Origin of the sequence: Alteromonas sp. 14N.309.X.WAT.G.H12 (assembly GCF_036697315.1) — a bacterium.
GTDB lineage: Bacteria > Pseudomonadota > Gammaproteobacteria > Enterobacterales > Alteromonadaceae > Alteromonas.
The window spans coordinates 141,324-157,866 of the sequence record NZ_JBAHZB010000001.1 but is presented as its reverse complement, the minus strand read 5'-3'; the positions used below and the strand labels follow the sequence as shown (position 1 = coordinate 157,866).

Here is a 16,543-nt window from a genome sequence, read left to right as displayed (position 1 = left end):
TAAAGGAAGACAAATAACGGCTGATGTGTTAATATAACCAAATATTAGGTAAGTCAAGGAAACTTTGTGGACGCGGTTGTTATTTGGTTAGGCTGTGCTTTTATTTTTGGGTTTGGGGTTCAACGAGTGGGTTTCCCCCCTCTTATTGGCTATCTCATGACAGGGTTTGGGTTGACTTACGCATCGCAGCATTTTGGTTACTCCCTCGACGGAGAGGATGCTTTACGGGAAATCGGAAATATTGGTGTGTTGATCCTGCTTTTTACCGTCGGTTTGAAGCTTGATGTTAGCGAAGTTTTTAAAAAAGAAGTCTTTGGTACGAGTGCCTTACACATGGCGCTTTCTATCTTAGTTTACGCAACCGTCATCCATTTTGTTTTTTCATGGGAGTGGGCCACCTCGTTACTACTAGGGTCTTTATTGTCCTTTTCTAGCACCGTACTTGCAGCGAACTCTTTAGAAGAGCGTCAGGAATTGCGAGCCTTCCATGGTCGGATGGCCATTGGTATACTGATTGTGCAAGATCTCGGCGCAATGGAGCTCATTTCTATTACCAGTAATGAAGCCCCTCGCATGGCGTCATTGGGGCTTATGTTATTATGTGTGTCACGCCCTGTCTTTCATAAGGTTTTAGATTGGTGCGGCCATGGCGGCATACTGATATTGCTTGGGTTAACGCTCGCTATCGTTGGAGGCGAAGTCCTCTTTCACCACGTTCTTGGCCTGAGTGCGGAGCTGGGTGCATTGGTCATGGGGGCGATGTGCGCAAAGCACTTTAAAGCCAGTGAGTTGTACAGCGCACTTTGGCCACTCAAAGAAGTTTTTCTTGTTGGGTTCTTTATGACTATTGGGCTGAACGGGCTACCATCGTGGGACGATGTCTATTTCGCCGTTGTTGTGGTGGCATTGTTACCGTTCCAAGCCCTGTTCTTTTTCTTCCTCTTAGTGTCATTCAAACTGAAAGTTCGCACCGCATTTCTGACGACAGCAGCACTCACTAACTTTAGTGAATTCGGACTGATCGTTGCCGCGAAGGTAATGCCAGAATGGACAATTCCCCTAGCCGTTGCGGTGAGTTTTTCGTTTCTTATTTCAGCCCCACTCAATAAATATGCTCATACGTTGTTTGACCATGCCGAAAAGTGGCTTAAACGCTTTGAACGGGACGGGTACCATCCTGACGAAGCACCGATGACACTCGGGGCAACAAATATATTGATTGTTGGTTTAGGCCAGATTGGGCGAGCAGCTTTCAAAGAAGCGCTTCGCAGCAACCAAGACAAAGTGGTTTTGGGGATCGATTCTGACGCGGAAAAGGTCACCAGTTTAAAAAAGCTGGGTGACTACAATGTGACTTTTGCTGATGCGGATCATGCGAATTTTTGGCGAACACTCGATACGAGCGAATTAGACTCTGTGATCTTAACTTGTGAATATGATGCAGCGCTTATTGCTATTGTTAATTTAAGAAAACAAGGCTTCGACGGCGACATCATTGCGCACAGTAAGTACGAGGATCAGGCTCGTAAGATGGAGCTCGCGGGCGCAAATCATAGTCACATGACGCTACACGAAGCGGGAAAAGGTCTTCTCTCGCACCTATGAGGGCGGGGATATAAGGCGGTGAGTAGTCACCGGGCGAAAGTCGTTCTGAACAGTCCTGACAAGACAGGTCGAGCAAGTTTAAAGAGAGCCAGGCCAATGACGATGCCCGAGAAATCAGCTATCACATCCGAGACGCTAGCCGTTCGGCCAGACGAAATAGTCCCTTGGACCACCTCGGTGACTATCGCAAAGAACAGTAATCCGAACACTGTCTTTCGGCGTGAGAGGAATAGACTGGACTGAACGCCCAAGCACAAGACAGAAAATAACGTGGCGTGGGCGACGTCATCTAGCCAACTGTATTTGTTAAATGCCGTCGATAAATCAAAAGGCCATAGGGTTGTTGGAAGAAAGAGTAAGGCAAAACTCACCATTAATACCATGAGTAAACACTTAAACAAAAGAGGTGAGCGTATCATTTATCATCCTTGATCTTAATTATTCCCCGATTATATCTGCGCACAACAAGCAATTGTGCTTGTTGAACTGTTTGAAAAACGACATAATGGGTTTAGAAACACTTAAAAATAAAATAATCTATGCGCGGGCTCTACACAGATAATTACAATGGGTTTAAAAAAACACCACCACCGACATGTCATCCACAGTACCCGCTGGGTACTTTAACCTTTTCCGAAGAGAGAGCCTCTCTGCTGGCGAATCTTAATGCTGCCCCGGAGCCGCCACCCGTTCGGAATCGCCCGCCTTCCTACCTGATAACATTAATGTTGTTGAAGTCTGAGGCAATAGAAGAGGGCATTGCGGGGGAAAAGGCCATCTACGTGCTAAAAAAAACCTATGACGGCGTCTTTCCCCAATACCCTTTCAACGACACTGTGACGCGACGGTGTATTGCTGACACGCTAATAGCCATATCACTGGAATCCACCGTTGATATCCAAGAAAAACTGGGAGCCACACTTTCTTTGGCTTTAATCCATACGCCATGCATGATCGTCGAGGGCAATCCGCTACCCAACAGACATTAAAACGCAACACTCAAAAAATGCGCCTTTTTTTTCTCCTTAACCGTACTGCAATGCACATCTGATAGTGCGGCTGGATTTACGGTAAGTCTCGCTAAACCAATTTCTTCACCGCACACTTCACAAAAGCCGTATTCCTCATTGGCTATCGCCAACAAGGCTCGATCAATTTGGCGAATGCGCTTAGTACGGTTGAATTCTTGCGAGTTTCGCAAAAGGGCATCTGTGATACGCTGACCTTCATCGGCAGGATCCGAGAATCGTTCCCCCACCCCCTCCATCTCTTCATCTTTAGATTTTTTGTTTGAGGCGATAAGTCTGCTTTTTTCATCAAACAGAGCTTGCTTAAACACTGCCACTTGAGCAGGTGACATGTACTCTTGCTCACCAGAGGCTGCTAATTTGTCCTTTAATACATCCATTCTTATCATCCTTGTTAAGTGGTATAAATCAGTGGACGCCTTGGCACCCAATATATTGATGTTATCACACCTTCCTTTTTTTACGGGTAAGTGCAAGGAAAAAGTAAAGCATCTTTTTGATTACTATATTGATTTACATTAACATAAAAAATGTTAAAATGTGCGGCATCAAAATCACGAAGGGATGACCCATGGATTACAACGTCAAAATAGACCTCTCGAAAATTCAAGAACTAAAAACAAAAGGGGGAAGTGTAATTCGTGAACTTTTTTTTACCCAGTCTCTCTCATACTCGTCAGAAAGTGGTTACCCATTTAAAGGCTCCGTTGCTGGCACGGGCGCTGGGCAATATTGGCGGACTAACATATACTGGCGATTTGATGGGCTAACGCAAGAACCCTTGTCGCGGAAAATGGCATGGGACCTTTTTGACACCCCTCACCTCGACATAAGTAAAAGCTCCCTCGCGTTACTGCATCAATACTTGGAAAAGTCCCACCCAGCTTTGTTTCCGACAAAAGACGGTGACACACGGGAAGAACCCGTGTTGGCCTCGTGGTAAAGTCCGCGCTTTTGGAGGGTGCTACGTGATAGCATCAACGTAAACTGTTCGCACGCTGAGGACTTGATACCCTCATTTGTCGAAGCGTATCGTTGGGGGTCTCTAAAGCACGCCCATCTTCTTTACGCTTAGCTCGTAGGGAACGTGATATGGAAAGAGCATCCATTTTCCCATCGTTAACCCCCTCGCTTAACGCAACACCAAATGCATCCTCCAACTCTTCATTTATAAGTGTCGCTACCTGATGTTCCGGCACTTGCCCTTGTAGACTGTCGTGTAGTTCTTTGGTGCGTTTCGTTATCATTAGCGTTCGTTCTATGCATGAATTTAAATCAGGCGAATCAGGCGTTAGATCATTGATAACCATGATCCTAGCTGCATTCAAAGGGTCCATGTCTAGCGCCGCCGCGATGCTTCTTATTTTTTCCATCCCCTCACCTATCCCTGATCCTATATACAACTCATAACTTAGAGTGTTATCCGAAAAGAGGGTTTCAACCGATAATCCCTTTGGGGTAAACGCATCTATAGCAAATGCCGCAATGTAAACGCTGGGCGTGTCGTAAGGTATGCTGGTGCAAATCGATCCGTTATCCAACGGAAGCGACTCCACATGGTCAAAGACGGCCTCATTACCATACTGAGAGGTCACACGTTCAATATCATCATAGGAAACGTAAGGGTTTTGCTTTTGGTTGATATCGGACACAAATTTTTCTACGAGGGTAAGCACATCGCGACTTGGTTTTTCGTTGGAGTAGCCATAGCATTGTCCTATTTCACACATATCATCGTCAAACTCTAGGAACTCCAATTCAACCGTAACGACACGGTTGTTGTTCGCATCTTTCAAGCTAAGGATCGCCGACTCCCCCGATAAACATTTTCCAAGATAACTAAAGACACAATGGTTCATAGTGACTCCCTCTTCGAGAAGGTCAAGGCGCGTATTGACACTTGAAAGCCGGTATTGCTTACCTTCCGGTGAGGTGAGAATAACTTCTTCATCAAACAAGCTTTCCCATTTAAAATTATAGGAACTTGCCAAGTTACCATCTTGAATTAAGCTATTGTACTGCTTGTGTAATGCCTGGTTGCCATTCAGTCTTGCGAGCAGCGAGGGCTCGACTGAAGAAGAGTTAAGCGTGCGTTCAATCCTAGCCTGATCCATCTCTTCATAAATGTCGTAATCATTATCGTCATACCGTTCAACAGCCTGTTCTCGCTGCTCGGTAACGCGCTCTATCGACGCACTATCAACCTCCGGAATTCCACCCTTATTAACCTTCGCCGCAAATGCCTCTGCCACACAATGTAAATCCGCAGACTCTTCAACATAGACGCCTTCATCATCAATAGCCAATATAACGTGCTGTTCAAAACCGGACTCATCTTGCACCAGCAACGCCGTAGCCTCACCTCGCTTCAACCGTTCTGAAAATGCAAAGTCAACATCAGACTTATCATTCACTGAAGTGAACGTGTACGTCTCACCTTGATAGACAAACTGAACTTCCCCCTCAAAGAGCGGTTTTACGTCATCATCATAAATCCAGTCTAAGCAGCTGTCCTCACATTGCTCTTCAATCTTAGCCTTGATACTTGAAGAGACGGCATCAGGATTAATCGCAAGAGTTCCTTCCGACGTATACTCCACACAATCATTACCTGTGCTCGTGTCGCGGTATAACATACCAAGCTCGACACACTTGCTTAGTTGTTCAAGCAGAATGGTATAGTCCTCTCCTTCAGCCTCGATTTTATACTTGGATTCAAGCTGTTCCAGTGTCGCGTAAAACGACGAGGATTGGTTGGCGAACGCCCAAGGTTTTATAAGCGCCTTCATCCCTTGCTTATTCCCCACGCCCTTCAATCTATCTAGTTCTAGCCCCAGTTGGGTGGCTCGATTCAAGAAAAGTCGGTAAGCCCCTTGATTGCCTCCCTGTGGACTAGGTGCGAGACTGCTTGTCAGGTAATCCTCCTTTTTCCCGTCCGGGTCACCTACAATTGGTATATCAAACCAACTTTTAGGGAGTTTAGCTAAACCAAAGGCCGTATGCTTCCGCTCTAATTCAATACGCCACCTATCCGTTCCACCTGCTTGATGAGAACGCATAATTGCCAAGGCACGGCGCACTTCTTTCTTGCTTGCATTGGGCGTTCCAGCACCACGAGCTAAATGTGGTAAGAAGGACTCGCCTTTATCTACCGCAGTAAACATGCTCATATTTACTGCTTGGTGTTCTCGCCATCTGCTCGTTCTCGACATAGTCGCAATATCTTCCAGGAGCCTTATTTTTCCGTGCTTCGACGCATCATCAAGCGAGAGCATGTTAGTGAGCGAATCGACAAACTGTTTACGGTAAAGTGCTGAGAGGGGGGATGGGGCCGAACCAATAAAATTTAAATCCAAGATGTCGTAATTGCTTTCAAGTTCTTCGTTCGACATGATTTCGGGGCAGCTTTGCAGAATAAAGGTGTTTCGGGGGCGAACTGTCGATTGGTACGCTTGTTCAAAAACGTTTTTGAACTCTTGTTCAGCAGCATCAAATAACGGATTGGAATCAACGCCAAGGTTTGACTTAAGCAAATTCTCTAGACCAACTCTAGCGAATATCGTTGAATTAAAAACGTCAGTGGGGAGGGATGACGAATTGATATATAGCTCGGCTAAATGAGGCTCACTTTGGAGACTTTCCAATAAAAAAGGTTGGCCAGTAGAATTCGTCCTAAGCTTCGCATATTGGTTTGTGAATACACTTTTTCCATACCATTCAGAAGGACATGACCAACTTGCAATATCAGCCCCAGAACAGACGGGGTGTGCGTACTGATTCTTCGTAAGGACGCTTTTAATGTTTTTCGCGATATACTTTAACGACTCTGGCCCATTGAATGGAAAGCTTCTCTCGCGGTCCAGTTTCACCTGGATAAAGACGTTGTCCTGGTGTCGCCGCAAAAAGAGTGTCACCACCCCGGTTGACTGGTAAACACCCTCATTTTTTTCAATTCCGGTCGGGGCGTAAACAGCGACTCCCTCAGCAACATCATCTATTACAATCGGGAGCGTTTGAGGCATGGACGCATCAAGAACCAGCCCAAGTTCGGCTCTCAAAACATCTTCGCCTTCTTTGACGTCTTTGGGGAGAAGATGAGCGTATTTTTCCATAAACGTTAGCATGACAAATCCTTGTTATTCCTATAACTAAGATAATATCACTGATGGTTGTTTTTATTTTTTTTATCACACAAAAACCTTGTGATAACATAGCAATATAGGTTAAACAAAAGGGGTCGTGTTTCATGAAGCCATTAGCAGTAACCCGTAATTCGCCTTTGCTTATTATTTCAGGAGGACAAACCGGCGCGGATCGCGCGGGGCTAGACGCAGCATATAAACTGCGCATACCGACATCTGGGTATGTACCAAAAGGATTTCGTACTGAGAATGGTCCGGACTATACGCTGAGGCGCTACAATGTTGTCGAACACACATCAACAAGTTACGTGCCCCGAACTCGGGCTAACATCCAAGCCTCTGACGTCACTCTTGTTCTGTCCCCTAATCGTCAATCAAAAGGGACGAAAACGACCCTTCAAGCGTGTGTTGACTATAATAAGCCTCATGTTATTTTGACCGCGTTCGATCAGAGTGAAATGCAGAACACCTTAGCGTTTTTTCGCTTTTTTTCGATTAAGGTTATTAATGTGGCGGGAAATCGTGAGAGTGTTCACCCTGGACTCCATGTAAAAGGGGGTCGCTTTTTACTTGCGCTGATGAGTGAGCACCTAAGAGAGAAAGGGTGGCTTAAACCTGATCCTTCAGGACGTACCCGAGGCCGATTCTGCCCGACTTAAGCTATAATAGGACGCTGTGAGGGCCATATTGTCGAGCAATCACCTGTTCCCAACTGAGCTATTACCCACTGGCTGCGGCTTTCCTTATCAAGTTTATTTACCAGTTCGCATGTCATCATTACCATACTACTGATAGGACCATTTCCATTGACATGCAGGCATTTATAAACGTTAGACACGCTTATGCCCAGCAAACAAGCTGCTTGTTGCGCGTCTATTTCCATGGCTTGGCACCAGTGTCTAAAACTCACTTTATCCCTCACCTCGGGCAGCCGAGTGTTAACTGTCACCCATCACCTCGATCACACCTCCCCCTTGGGTTAACTCCATCCAATTAAAATACCCCATGTCAGTCACAATATACGGACCAAAAACCCCCATTACCAATGAGGTAACCCCATCCTCGTATGCGCCTAATGAGAACAATTCATTCTTGTGCTCCCCTTTATAGGGATATCGGATCACATGTTTTTTTAAATCACCATAAACCATCGACGGACGGTACCCAGGAACGATATCAATTACCACCGCATAAAGAGACGGCCTGATCTCCTCATAATAGTCAAGTAACGTCCCTATCCCAAAATCTGGGTAGGATAACCCCGCATGCCTACTTGGGCTTGTTGCTACCCCCCTAAACTTTAGTTGATGAAGGATATCATCGTTTTTATTGCTACAGGGAACGATAGCTATTTCCATTGCAAGGGTTACCCCATCCATCACTAGGCGTTGATAAAAACTAGATGCAGGAGCTATTTTTACATAAGGCAATGCGCCCGCCGCAAGGTATAGCACTTGCGCTTCGCTCAAACTAACCTCCGTTCTTGACGCGCATGACTCACTGTGTTTTTGAAGAGAGAAACGAACCCGCTTTCCCACAAAATCCTCAAGCCTTTGGTTTGTACCTTTTATCTCGTAAGAGACCAAGGAGGACTTTTTTATAGGGGTTACTCCCCCTTTGCTGACATTTATATGCATCTGTGCGCTTCTTTATTAGAATCCTTATATTTTGCGAGATTACCATATTTGTAATGTTTAAAGGAATATTATAACAAAATGTTTATTCTTAAAAATGTAAGGGCAACATTTAAATTGTTTTTTCGTATACTATATATGTAAGGCCTTTAGTACAATATAACAAAGAGTGTATATTTACCCTATGCAGGACATAATGAAACCTTACCTCTATGCGTTTGATGTGAATGCCATTTTCGGCAGAGCCTTTCCTCACACTCATGAAAGAGTTAGTGCGGGGCGTGTTCACGAAAAAGACTTCATTGACGGGCACCCTGTCTACACCTTAAGAGAAACGCTTCGCATCATTCGCAGTGAATGCCAACAAGTACAAAGAATGGGGTTACCCAATTCACATATCGTCATGGTCTGTGATCACCCCGGTAAAAACTTTCGTCACAAACTCTTTGCAGAATACAAAGCAAACCGGCCTCCCAAACCCAAAGAACGGTCTGAACAAGAGCGTATCCTGCCTCAAATGCTCAAGGCTGCAGGCTATCCTGTGCTCTGCATTGAGGGCGTCGAGGCCGATGACGTCCTCGCAACCCTTTCGACGAAACTAAGCAGCATGAGGCTCCATTCAACGATTTTTACGGGTGACAAGGATTTAATGAGTCTTTGCAACGAACACACGACACTCTTTAACGGCAAGCTAAAAAAAATCATCACAGAAACAGACGTTCTTAATAAATTTGGCGTTTCCGGCGAGTTGGTACTCGACCTCCTTTCCCTATCAGGGGACACTGTCGACAACGTCCCAGGCGTGAAAGGAATTTCGGAGACCTCTGCGGCACACCTCCTACAAAAAATGTCATTAAGTGACATTATTGGGACACCAGAAAAAATACTTAAAACTGATTTAAGACTAAGAAAAGCCATATGTAAACAACTGAAAGCAAACCCCGAGTCCGCCGTCATTTCGCGTAAACTCGTGGCCTTAAAATGTGATGTCCCCCTTAACATGAACTTTAACGAAATGCGCTTTTCTGGCCCCGATAAAGCAGGGTTCTTGCCGGGTTTTTTTGATATTAATCCTATTTAATCGGTTCATCCCCGGCACGCATTTTGCTTAATAAACACAAAAACCAAAGGTTCCGTTATGTGCCAGAAAAAACTTATCTCTCTCTTTTTATTGTTCCTTTCGCCCTTTACCAAAGCGGAACTGCTCGTCGACGTCCTGGACACAACCACTTGGGGCGGGAGCACCTACTACCTGCTCGACAAAAGCACATGGGACGATGCACAATCGACTGCAATTGCACTCGGAGGCAACCTTGTCACCATCAACAATGCCGAAGAGCATATATTTATCAACGAAACATGGGGGGGGTTCAGTGGTTCAGAATACGCCATGACCTACCTTTGGATAGGATTAAATGATGAGGACAATGAGGGCGAGTTCACTTGGATTTCGGGCGAAGAAGTAACCTACACGTTATTCACCTCTGGTGAACCTAACGGCGGGGAAAACGAAAACCAAGTGTACATGTGGTATCGCAGCGCAGCTTATGCAGGGTACTGGAACGACTTCGATGGCAGTCGTGGAGTCGATTATTACGATGGTGTTTACGGCGTGGTTGAAGTGGTTGACGACCCCACTGGCCTTAGCTCCGCCGCCAATATCACTGATTTACCATCACCACATGTTGGCATTTTTTTTCTGAGTTTTCTCGCATACCAAGCGCGCCGTCGATCCCCACTTAACCAGCAACCACACGCCGACGACGCGTGTGATTACTGAGCCCTCTCCGTCCTCTCATCCATTAAAGTTCTATTCTTGACAAGAGAGCTCAACACACCGCCCGTTGCAAAAAAACATACGCGATGCGCTATATTGAAAAATTTAATGTTATTATAGTAACTAATTTCGTTATTAAGGAAGAAACCATGAAAGGACTTTTAAAACCCTCTTTGCTGACAGTAGGGCTTATTGTCTTGGCAATGCTATTTGGATGCACCACCACCGAATTCGACCCTATCGTTCAAACTGACGGCATCAACCATCAACCATCGGTTTACATTGAGCCTCACTTAAATGGATGCAAGGGCGAACCTGTTTGTACGCGCATAGGGGCAGAATGGCATGATAACAAGCCAAACAATGTCCTTTTTATTGTCGCCTTAAGCGGTATGCATACCGAAATTACTGGCGCGGAACTCTACATCGACGGTGACGTGGTCGCGTTAAATGAACTTATCCAGCGTGATGAAATGCTCTATCGTCAGTATAACATTTGGAGCATCAACTGGGACACCACACACCAGGCGTTTCTGTCTAGCGTCGCGGTCGCACAACGCCTCGCCAATGCGGAATCAGCATATTTAACTGTAGAGACAACGAATGGTACCTTTACCGACTTCCTTTATGATGGGTATGGTAAGCGAGCAGAGTCCTACGACGCTCTGTGGCGTTTCTTGCATGAAGTGGATACGTTTAGCCCCTCTGTCATTTCTGACTTCGAATAAAACTACTTGGCGCTCCCCTACCTTTCACACTCAGCAAAACACCCATCGAATAGGTGTTTTGCTTTTTTTCTTCAACAATTCCAATTATTTTTCCTATCATCAAAAAAAGACAACATTGGTGATACTATCAATATAGTATTGACAAACAGTTGGCAGAAATATGAAACAGGTAACCTTCTCTCACAGCCATGGATTTAACTGTGCAATCATTGATGATTATGATGGGTTTGACATCACCTATAAACCTGTAATTAGCAGTGAACAAAACGATGAACTGGCCGAGGATTTTACAGATTACATAGAAGCGTCAATCATTGCAGCTTATGAAGTGAACCGGAAGGATAAAAAGTTCATCGAGAGCATTAAAAACTACGTCGCCAGCGCTGAAGTCAATGTAGGGTTTGAACCTGATATCTTTGAGGACACCCCGGACCGCGCTAATGGCACCCGTCGCATAGACGTAACACTGAATGTAAACTTCCCGTTTAGTGATGTTCTGACGGATTATATGGAAGGCAACCCTTACCGCGAATCCAACTGGCCCCAAGGTCAGGTGGTTTTTGCCGATCAGGAATTCACTGCAACGCCCCCAAACCTCACTCCTTTCGAACATCAAGTTATTGATGTGTTAAGCGATATTGAGGAATCATTCAACAATCTCTTTGATTCCGTTTCACCTGAACAGCTTTACAGGATCATTTCGGACGAATTCAGTGAGTCTTTTGGAATAACAGGATTAGAAGACCGTTTAGCCAGCGTCACTAAAAAAAAGAGTCTCAACGTCGACTTACTTTCCGATGAGATGTGCCGAGCAATCATGATCGATGCTTTGGACAAAATAACCCCTGACACGCCAGAACAAGCGGTAAAGCAGACGATAAAAACAACACCGGATGAAAAAAACACGCCCCATGGACGAACCCCCAAAATATGAACAAAAACCAGCTTTATAAGATGCGTCACTACACTAATGCTGTTTTTTAATGCAATTAAATATGTTAAAATTGCGTTCGCAATATGCAGGACTCATTTTGCCTATACAAAAAAAAGGAAACCGTATGAAAAAAACATTTATTGCCTCTGCTATCCTTCTTGGCGTAGCAGCGAGCTCTTCAGCCTTCGCAGGCGTCACAGAGACCGCGCCCGACTTTAGTTATATTGACGTTGGCTATACCAGTTATGACCTAGATGACACAGATGTAGATGCTGACGGCATTACCATTGGCGGAGCCTTCGAGATAAGTGAATCAGCCTTTATCAACTACTCATATTCAACAGTGAGCATTGACGATTATGATGCTGACATGGACACTTACTCGATCGGAATTGGCGCGCGCCATGCGCTAACTTATAGCACTTCTTTGTTTGGTAGCGTAAATTATATTCGTTCAGATGTTGATGCATACGGCTATGACGACAGCTTTAACGGTTATGGTGTTAGCGCTGGTGTGAAGTCTCGAATTTCTTCTGAAATTGAGCTCACCGGCACTCTCTCCTACACCAATATGGATATGGATGGTTACGATGATGAAGACGACGTCACCGGCGAACTTGGCGCACGCTACTATTTTACAAATGATATTGCCATAGGTCTTACTTATCAGTACAACTCTGACGAACAAGCCTTTGCCGTCGGTGCTCGATACTCCTTCTAAGGTATCGATCCCGCAAAAAAGTCTGCATTTTTCATGTGGACTTTTTTGTTATCCTCTCAAAAACTCCCGTCTTGCGCTAACGCTAATAAAACAAAAGATTAAAACAAATAGTTGTGTTAAATCGCTAAAGATAATGCTATAACTATATACTGTTCCATTGCTGGGACATAGTGTTACTCATACAGGACAAACAAAAGGAATTCTTATGAATAAAAGTGAACTGATTGCAAAAATGTCGGAAAAAGCTGACATCCCCAAAAAAACAGCAGCAGACGCACTGGAGGCATATATAGCGTCGGTAACAGAAGCACTAAAAAAAGACGATTCTGTTGCGCTTATCGGGTTTGGCACCTTTTCTGTAAAAGAGCGTTCTGCACGCTCCGGCCGCAATCCACAAACCGGTGCTACCATCGAAATCCCCGCGAAAAAAAATCCGATATTCAAAGCTGGAACTTTGCTTAAAGACGCCTGCAATTAACCCGATTTTAAACATTAAAAAAGCCGGGTTAACCCGGCTTTTTTGTGTACGCTTGGCAATAATTAATTATTCATTAGATCGACATTGCCCGACCCGGGTAGCTGCTCAGGCACAGCGCCAAGCGCCTCTCCAGGCACATCAAAATCAGAATTAGGCACACCTGTCGGCAAGGCGTTGGCAATTGGCGCATGGCTTGAATTTGCGATAGCGTTGTATGCCTGCGCTTCTTCAGCGTTATCAATGTCGCCATCATCGTCATCATCGTCATCATCAAGACTTCTATCGGTCACTTTGGGCATCGCACCAAGCTCCAGGGGAAAATCCCCACGATTGATTTTATACGCTTCAACCGGCATGGCTGAAATGTATTCAGCAAGTTCGCGTAAACCATTGCTTAATTGTTGATTTGAGAACTGCAGACCTTTATCTTCCTGCACCACGGTGACAACGATAGGGACATTTTGTTTTTTAGAGCGTAAGTTCAAGGCCGTCTTGGTTCTACGCGTTCGGATAAAATCGGAACCGACATCGGTGGTCTGAAGAATAAAAGATTCACCGTCATCTACGATATCGATACGACACTTAGCTTTTTTTTCAACGTCGGCAAGTTGCGCTTCATACATATCACGAACGGCCTTAGCAGTCATACCGTTCGCCTTCAAGATAGACAATGTCGATGTCAGCATGTTGATTACCGCTTGCTCTGCGGGTTTGAAATTGATCACTAAAATCACTCCATTGAATTAATATTAAACAAGGGCCTGTCTCTTCTTTCTCCCATCCAGGCCGAAGGTTTTTTGTTTCATTACGGCGTTAACATCACACGATGCACTGTAACCATTTTTAATATATCACACAGTCTTGATTTTATATTCACGCATCATTAATTAATCGTTTCTCCAATGACGTGATATCATATTAGAACAATTCGCAACATAAAATACATCATTTGTGTTTATTACAACAAAAATGTATTATAATAAAACAAAGAAAATAACAAACCTTTCGTTGGAGAGAGTCAGTATATGAGTCGCGGTATTAATAAAGTCATTTTAGTCGGAAATATTGGGGATAATCCCGAAGTCAAATACATGCCTAACGGCAATGCGGTGGCTAACCTAAGTTTAGCTACCAGTGAAAGCTGGAAAGATCAACAAGGTCAGGTACAAGAACGTACCGAATGGCATCGATTGACCATGTATCGCCGATTAGCAGAAATCGCGGGGGAATATCTCAGAAAAGGTTCACAGATTTATTGTGAAGGTAGATTACAGACGCGCAAATGGAGTGACAAACAAGGTCAGGATCGTTATACCACTGAAATCATTGTCGATCAAATGCAAATGCTAGGTGGCCGTAACGGTGGTGCCCAGGACGGACAATCGGGTGGTTATCAGCAGCCCCCACAAGGCGGTGGTGCCCAGGGCGGACAATCGGGTGGTTATCAGCAGCCCCCACAAGGCGGACATAACAACAATTATCAGGTAAATCCGCTTGAGGATGATTTTGATGACGACTTGCCGTTCTGACCGGTGTAAGAAGTTGATATAAAAGGTTTTTTTAGAGTTTACGCTTTTTTAGACCTTTGGTCAAGATGTAAGGAGAGGCCCCGTGCTCTTTTGACGATAGGCCGCTTGCTCCTTAAATGCGGCAATTCTCAAAACGCGTTGATAACACATCATAATTGTTTTATTATTCTTTTTTATGCATATTTTTTCAGTGGCTGAAATAAGTCCGTGCAACTTTACTTTTTTTTAGGTGGAAACATGCTTACAGAACTCCCTGCGGTTCCTGTTCTAATGGAATTTACAGATTACTTAAAAAAACACAGGGTTAGCATTGAACATTTCGCCATAATGACAAAGCTTTACCTGCCGGCACTTCAACGTACAATGCATTTTAATAGGCTTTATGTTTTTGATTCGCGCCTCTATTATAAAGCGACCCAGTACAGCCCTTCCTTTAAACTCGGGAAGAAAGCTGTTCCCGTTACACTACACGAACACATCCAAACAAATTACGGCGGTGATCTCGTTGATTTTGCAAACAAACATGGGGATAACCCTATATTCGTTGAAACCTCCGTTTCTCTGGCGGCGCTGTGGGTGGCACGCGAAGTGTTGCTTCCCTGCAGAGTCCCTTCCGCTTACCCGATCGTTTCTATCCAATCGCATATCGAGTCGGCCTTTAGCGATAATGCAACTGAATTCGGGCGGAGATATAAAAAACCACAACAGCAAGTCCATCGGTGGAAGTCGAAAAATGCGGCATGGTGTCTCGGTAACGTTTATCTTCGACGCACTGAATTTAACCCAGAGCTTCATATTGGCAAAACCCCCCGACAAGCGGTGCTTTTCCATGACTACCTCTACGGCGGGCTCTTCCTGTCAGAAGACGAATGGTTCGACGTGATAAAAAACAACACAGGAAAAACGCGATCTCGTCTCCTGAAACGGATGTTTAAAGAAAAATATATCAGATACTCAAACCAGATCGACCGCTATATCAATTACCCTGGCACCATGTGGGTCGACGGAGATATTTATAAGAAACAGACTGACTTCACGCCTTTCTCATCAATCTCGACTGATGCGTGAACATCAAAATGGCATATTTTTTGTATAGTGTTTAACGTCAGCACTAATACATCAAGGATGCCTCATGTTCTTTGGTTTTTTTTATAAGACCTCGTCCAAAGCCACACCCGGCGCATTTTCTCGCCACCTCTGGGTGTACGACCAAATAGGTACCGGGCTCGCTATAGAGAAATACCTAATAAGGACAGGTAGCGTGCTTCATAAAAATGCAGTAACACGGATGCTCAAAGGCGAACTGGAGTCTCGCGCAAAATCGGACTACATTCCCTACAGGTACGCGTTAATCAACAACATTGAACTACTCGTACATGCGGCTGCCCGGCCAAGCAGGCAACGCCTCTTATGGGTTATCCCGTCTATTGATGGATTCAAAATACATTCTGAAGAAGACGCGCAGAGCGTGGTCTCATCGTCTCCTAAACAAGGGCAATTGTACCGTTCCCTATCCCCCGTTATCGCTTTGGCGCGTCACAGTGATGATTACAGGTTGCTGACGTGGTACTTAGCGATCCGTGACACGTTAAGCAATCTGGTTAACCAACCGTTCCCTGTAGTACCTATATCTCTGTCTCATCCAAGGAAACTCAAAACGATTCATGTCGCAAACCATGCTGCATCATTGCCATCAGGATGCAGCATTATGGATAACTTAGATCATTACAAACTACACCCGGTATTGCGCTACCTCTGCCTCGATTTATTCCAGACACTCAAGCAATTATCCTCAGAGCCCATGACCCACACCCGACTCCACCAGGCCATAAAACACACCCAAACGCGAGCCGGGAAAACAATATTAAAAATCATACAAGCCCAATCGTCCCGCTTAACACATCGAAACAGATCTGCGGATGTGCTTTCCAGCTGGAAAACAGAACGCATCACATAAACATCAAATT

The 16,543-nt window shown here is 44.8% G+C and carries 18 protein-coding genes; 13 read left to right on the top strand and 5 right to left on the bottom strand.

Going from position 1 to position 16,543, the window contains the following annotated elements; translation table 11 throughout:
* Positions 1-66: 66 nt before the first annotated feature.
* Positions 67-1,605 carry a cation:proton antiporter family protein gene (locus V5298_RS00715; protein WP_332929535.1) on the top strand — a complete coding sequence of 513 codons (1,539 nt, stop codon included), beginning with the start codon at positions 67-69 and terminating at the stop codon, positions 1,603-1,605.
* A gap of 26 nt (positions 1,606-1,631) precedes the next feature.
* Here V5298_RS00715 and V5298_RS00710 read toward each other — a convergent pair whose 3' ends face one another.
* Positions 1,632-2,024 carry a VanZ family protein gene (locus V5298_RS00710; RefSeq protein ID WP_332929534.1) on the bottom strand — a complete coding sequence of 131 codons (393 nt, stop codon included), beginning with the start codon at positions 2,022-2,024 and terminating at the stop codon, positions 1,632-1,634.
* A gap of 306 nt (positions 2,025-2,330) precedes the next feature.
* On the opposite strand from V5298_RS00710, the gene V5298_RS00705 reads away from it, so the two are divergent.
* Positions 2,331-2,594, top strand: a complete 264-nt coding sequence (locus V5298_RS00705) for a hypothetical protein (RefSeq protein WP_332929533.1) — start codon at positions 2,331-2,333, stop codon at positions 2,592-2,594.
* On the opposite strand, the gene V5298_RS00700 is transcribed toward V5298_RS00705, so the two are convergent.
* Entirely contained in the window at positions 2,591-3,013 is a 423-nt protein-coding gene (locus tag V5298_RS00700; RefSeq protein ID WP_332929532.1) for a TraR/DksA family transcriptional regulator, read from the bottom strand. The genes V5298_RS00705 and V5298_RS00700 overlap by 4 nt on opposite strands.
* A 191-nt stretch (positions 3,014-3,204) precedes the next feature.
* On the opposite strand from V5298_RS00700, the gene V5298_RS00695 reads away from it, so the two are divergent.
* A complete protein-coding gene (locus V5298_RS00695; RefSeq protein ID WP_332929531.1) occupies positions 3,205-3,576 on the top strand; it encodes a hypothetical protein in 372 nt (123 codons plus the stop codon).
* A gap of 34 nt (positions 3,577-3,610) precedes the next feature.
* Here the strand turns inward: V5298_RS00695 and V5298_RS00690 are convergent, their stop codons facing one another.
* A complete protein-coding gene (locus tag V5298_RS00690) occupies positions 3,611-6,757 on the bottom strand; it encodes a PcfJ domain-containing protein (protein WP_332929530.1) in 3,147 nt (1,048 codons plus the stop codon).
* Between the two features lie 122 nt (positions 6,758-6,879).
* On the opposite strand from V5298_RS00690, the gene V5298_RS00685 reads away from it, so the two are divergent.
* Positions 6,880-7,434, top strand: a complete 555-nt coding sequence (locus tag V5298_RS00685) for a YpsA SLOG family protein (protein WP_332929529.1) — start codon at positions 6,880-6,882, stop codon at positions 7,432-7,434.
* 279 nt (positions 7,435-7,713) lie between these two features.
* On the opposite strand, the gene V5298_RS00680 is transcribed toward V5298_RS00685, so the two are convergent.
* On the bottom strand, positions 7,714-8,244 hold the full coding sequence (locus V5298_RS00680; RefSeq protein WP_332929528.1) for a hypothetical protein: 531 nt from the start codon (positions 8,242-8,244) through the stop codon (positions 7,714-7,716).
* Positions 8,245-8,605: 361 nt separating this feature from the next.
* On the opposite strand from V5298_RS00680, the gene V5298_RS00675 reads away from it, so the two are divergent.
* The 6 genes from V5298_RS00675 to V5298_RS00650 all read left to right on the top strand — a co-directional run bounded on the left by V5298_RS00675 (position 8,606) and on the right by V5298_RS00650 (position 13,047).
* Positions 8,606-9,490, top strand: a complete 885-nt coding sequence (locus tag V5298_RS00675; RefSeq protein WP_332929527.1) for a 5'-3' exonuclease — start codon at positions 8,606-8,608, stop codon at positions 9,488-9,490.
* 57 nt (positions 9,491-9,547) lie between these two features.
* Positions 9,548-10,189, top strand: coding sequence for a C-type lectin domain-containing protein (locus tag V5298_RS00670; protein WP_332929526.1), 642 nt, complete (start codon positions 9,548-9,550; stop codon positions 10,187-10,189).
* A gap of 146 nt (positions 10,190-10,335) precedes the next feature.
* A complete protein-coding gene (locus V5298_RS00665) occupies positions 10,336-10,914 on the top strand; it encodes a hypothetical protein (protein WP_332929525.1) in 579 nt (192 codons plus the stop codon).
* 160 nt (positions 10,915-11,074) lie between these two features.
* The gene (locus tag V5298_RS00660) at positions 11,075-11,848 is read left to right on the top strand and encodes a hypothetical protein (RefSeq protein WP_332929524.1); all 774 of its coding nucleotides are present in this window, start codon (positions 11,075-11,077) and stop codon (positions 11,846-11,848) included.
* Positions 11,849-11,972: 124 nt separating this feature from the next.
* Positions 11,973-12,569, top strand: a complete 597-nt coding sequence (locus V5298_RS00655) for an outer membrane beta-barrel protein (RefSeq protein ID WP_332929523.1) — start codon at positions 11,973-11,975, stop codon at positions 12,567-12,569.
* A 205-nt stretch (positions 12,570-12,774) separates the two neighbouring features.
* Positions 12,775-13,047 carry an HU family DNA-binding protein gene (locus tag V5298_RS00650; RefSeq protein ID WP_332929522.1) on the top strand — a complete coding sequence of 91 codons (273 nt, stop codon included), beginning with the start codon at positions 12,775-12,777 and terminating at the stop codon, positions 13,045-13,047.
* A 62-nt stretch (positions 13,048-13,109) separates the two neighbouring features.
* Here V5298_RS00650 and V5298_RS00645 read toward each other — a convergent pair whose 3' ends face one another.
* Positions 13,110-13,772: a hypothetical protein gene (locus V5298_RS00645; protein WP_332929521.1), complete on the bottom strand. Its 663-nt coding sequence runs from the start codon at positions 13,770-13,772 to the stop codon at positions 13,110-13,112.
* Between the two features lie 300 nt (positions 13,773-14,072).
* Here V5298_RS00645 and ssb point away from each other — a divergent pair, with 300 nt between their 5' ends.
* From ssb to V5298_RS00630, 3 genes are all read left to right on the top strand, one after another.
* Positions 14,073-14,576, top strand: coding sequence for a single-stranded DNA-binding protein (ssb, locus tag V5298_RS00640; RefSeq protein WP_332929520.1), 504 nt, complete (start codon positions 14,073-14,075; stop codon positions 14,574-14,576).
* Between the two features lie 237 nt (positions 14,577-14,813).
* Positions 14,814-15,644, top strand: coding sequence for a hypothetical protein (locus V5298_RS00635; RefSeq protein ID WP_332929519.1), 831 nt, complete (start codon positions 14,814-14,816; stop codon positions 15,642-15,644).
* A gap of 193 nt (positions 15,645-15,837) precedes the next feature.
* Positions 15,838-16,533: a hypothetical protein gene (locus V5298_RS00630; protein ID WP_332929518.1), complete on the top strand. Its 696-nt coding sequence runs from the start codon at positions 15,838-15,840 to the stop codon at positions 16,531-16,533.
* Positions 16,534-16,543: the final 10 nt, after the last annotated feature.

Coding starts and splice junctions, on each gene's coding strand:
- V5298_RS00710 (WP_332929534.1), bottom strand. CDS start 2,024: ATGATACGCTCACCTCTTTTGTTTAAGTGTTTACTCATGGTATTAATG.
- V5298_RS00705 (WP_332929533.1), top strand. CDS start 2,331: ATGTTGTTGAAGTCTGAGGCAATAGAAGAGGGCATTGCGGGGGAAAAG.
- V5298_RS00700 (WP_332929532.1), bottom strand. CDS start 3,013: ATGGATGTATTAAAGGACAAATTAGCAGCCTCTGGTGAGCAAGAGTAC.
- V5298_RS00695 (WP_332929531.1), top strand. CDS start 3,205: ATGGATTACAACGTCAAAATAGACCTCTCGAAAATTCAAGAACTAAAA.
- V5298_RS00690 (WP_332929530.1), bottom strand. CDS start 6,757: ATGCTAACGTTTATGGAAAAATACGCTCATCTTCTCCCCAAAGACGTC.
- V5298_RS00685 (WP_332929529.1), top strand. CDS start 6,880: ATGAAGCCATTAGCAGTAACCCGTAATTCGCCTTTGCTTATTATTTCA.
- V5298_RS00675 (WP_332929527.1), top strand. CDS start 8,606: ATGAAACCTTACCTCTATGCGTTTGATGTGAATGCCATTTTCGGCAGA.
- V5298_RS00670 (WP_332929526.1), top strand. CDS start 9,548: ATGTGCCAGAAAAAACTTATCTCTCTCTTTTTATTGTTCCTTTCGCCC.
- V5298_RS00665 (WP_332929525.1), top strand. CDS start 10,336: ATGAAAGGACTTTTAAAACCCTCTTTGCTGACAGTAGGGCTTATTGTC.
- V5298_RS00660 (WP_332929524.1), top strand. CDS start 11,075: ATGAAACAGGTAACCTTCTCTCACAGCCATGGATTTAACTGTGCAATC.
- V5298_RS00655 (WP_332929523.1), top strand. CDS start 11,973: ATGAAAAAAACATTTATTGCCTCTGCTATCCTTCTTGGCGTAGCAGCG.
- V5298_RS00650 (WP_332929522.1), top strand. CDS start 12,775: ATGAATAAAAGTGAACTGATTGCAAAAATGTCGGAAAAAGCTGACATC.
- ssb (WP_332929520.1), top strand. CDS start 14,073: ATGAGTCGCGGTATTAATAAAGTCATTTTAGTCGGAAATATTGGGGAT.
- V5298_RS00635 (WP_332929519.1), top strand. CDS start 14,814: ATGCTTACAGAACTCCCTGCGGTTCCTGTTCTAATGGAATTTACAGAT.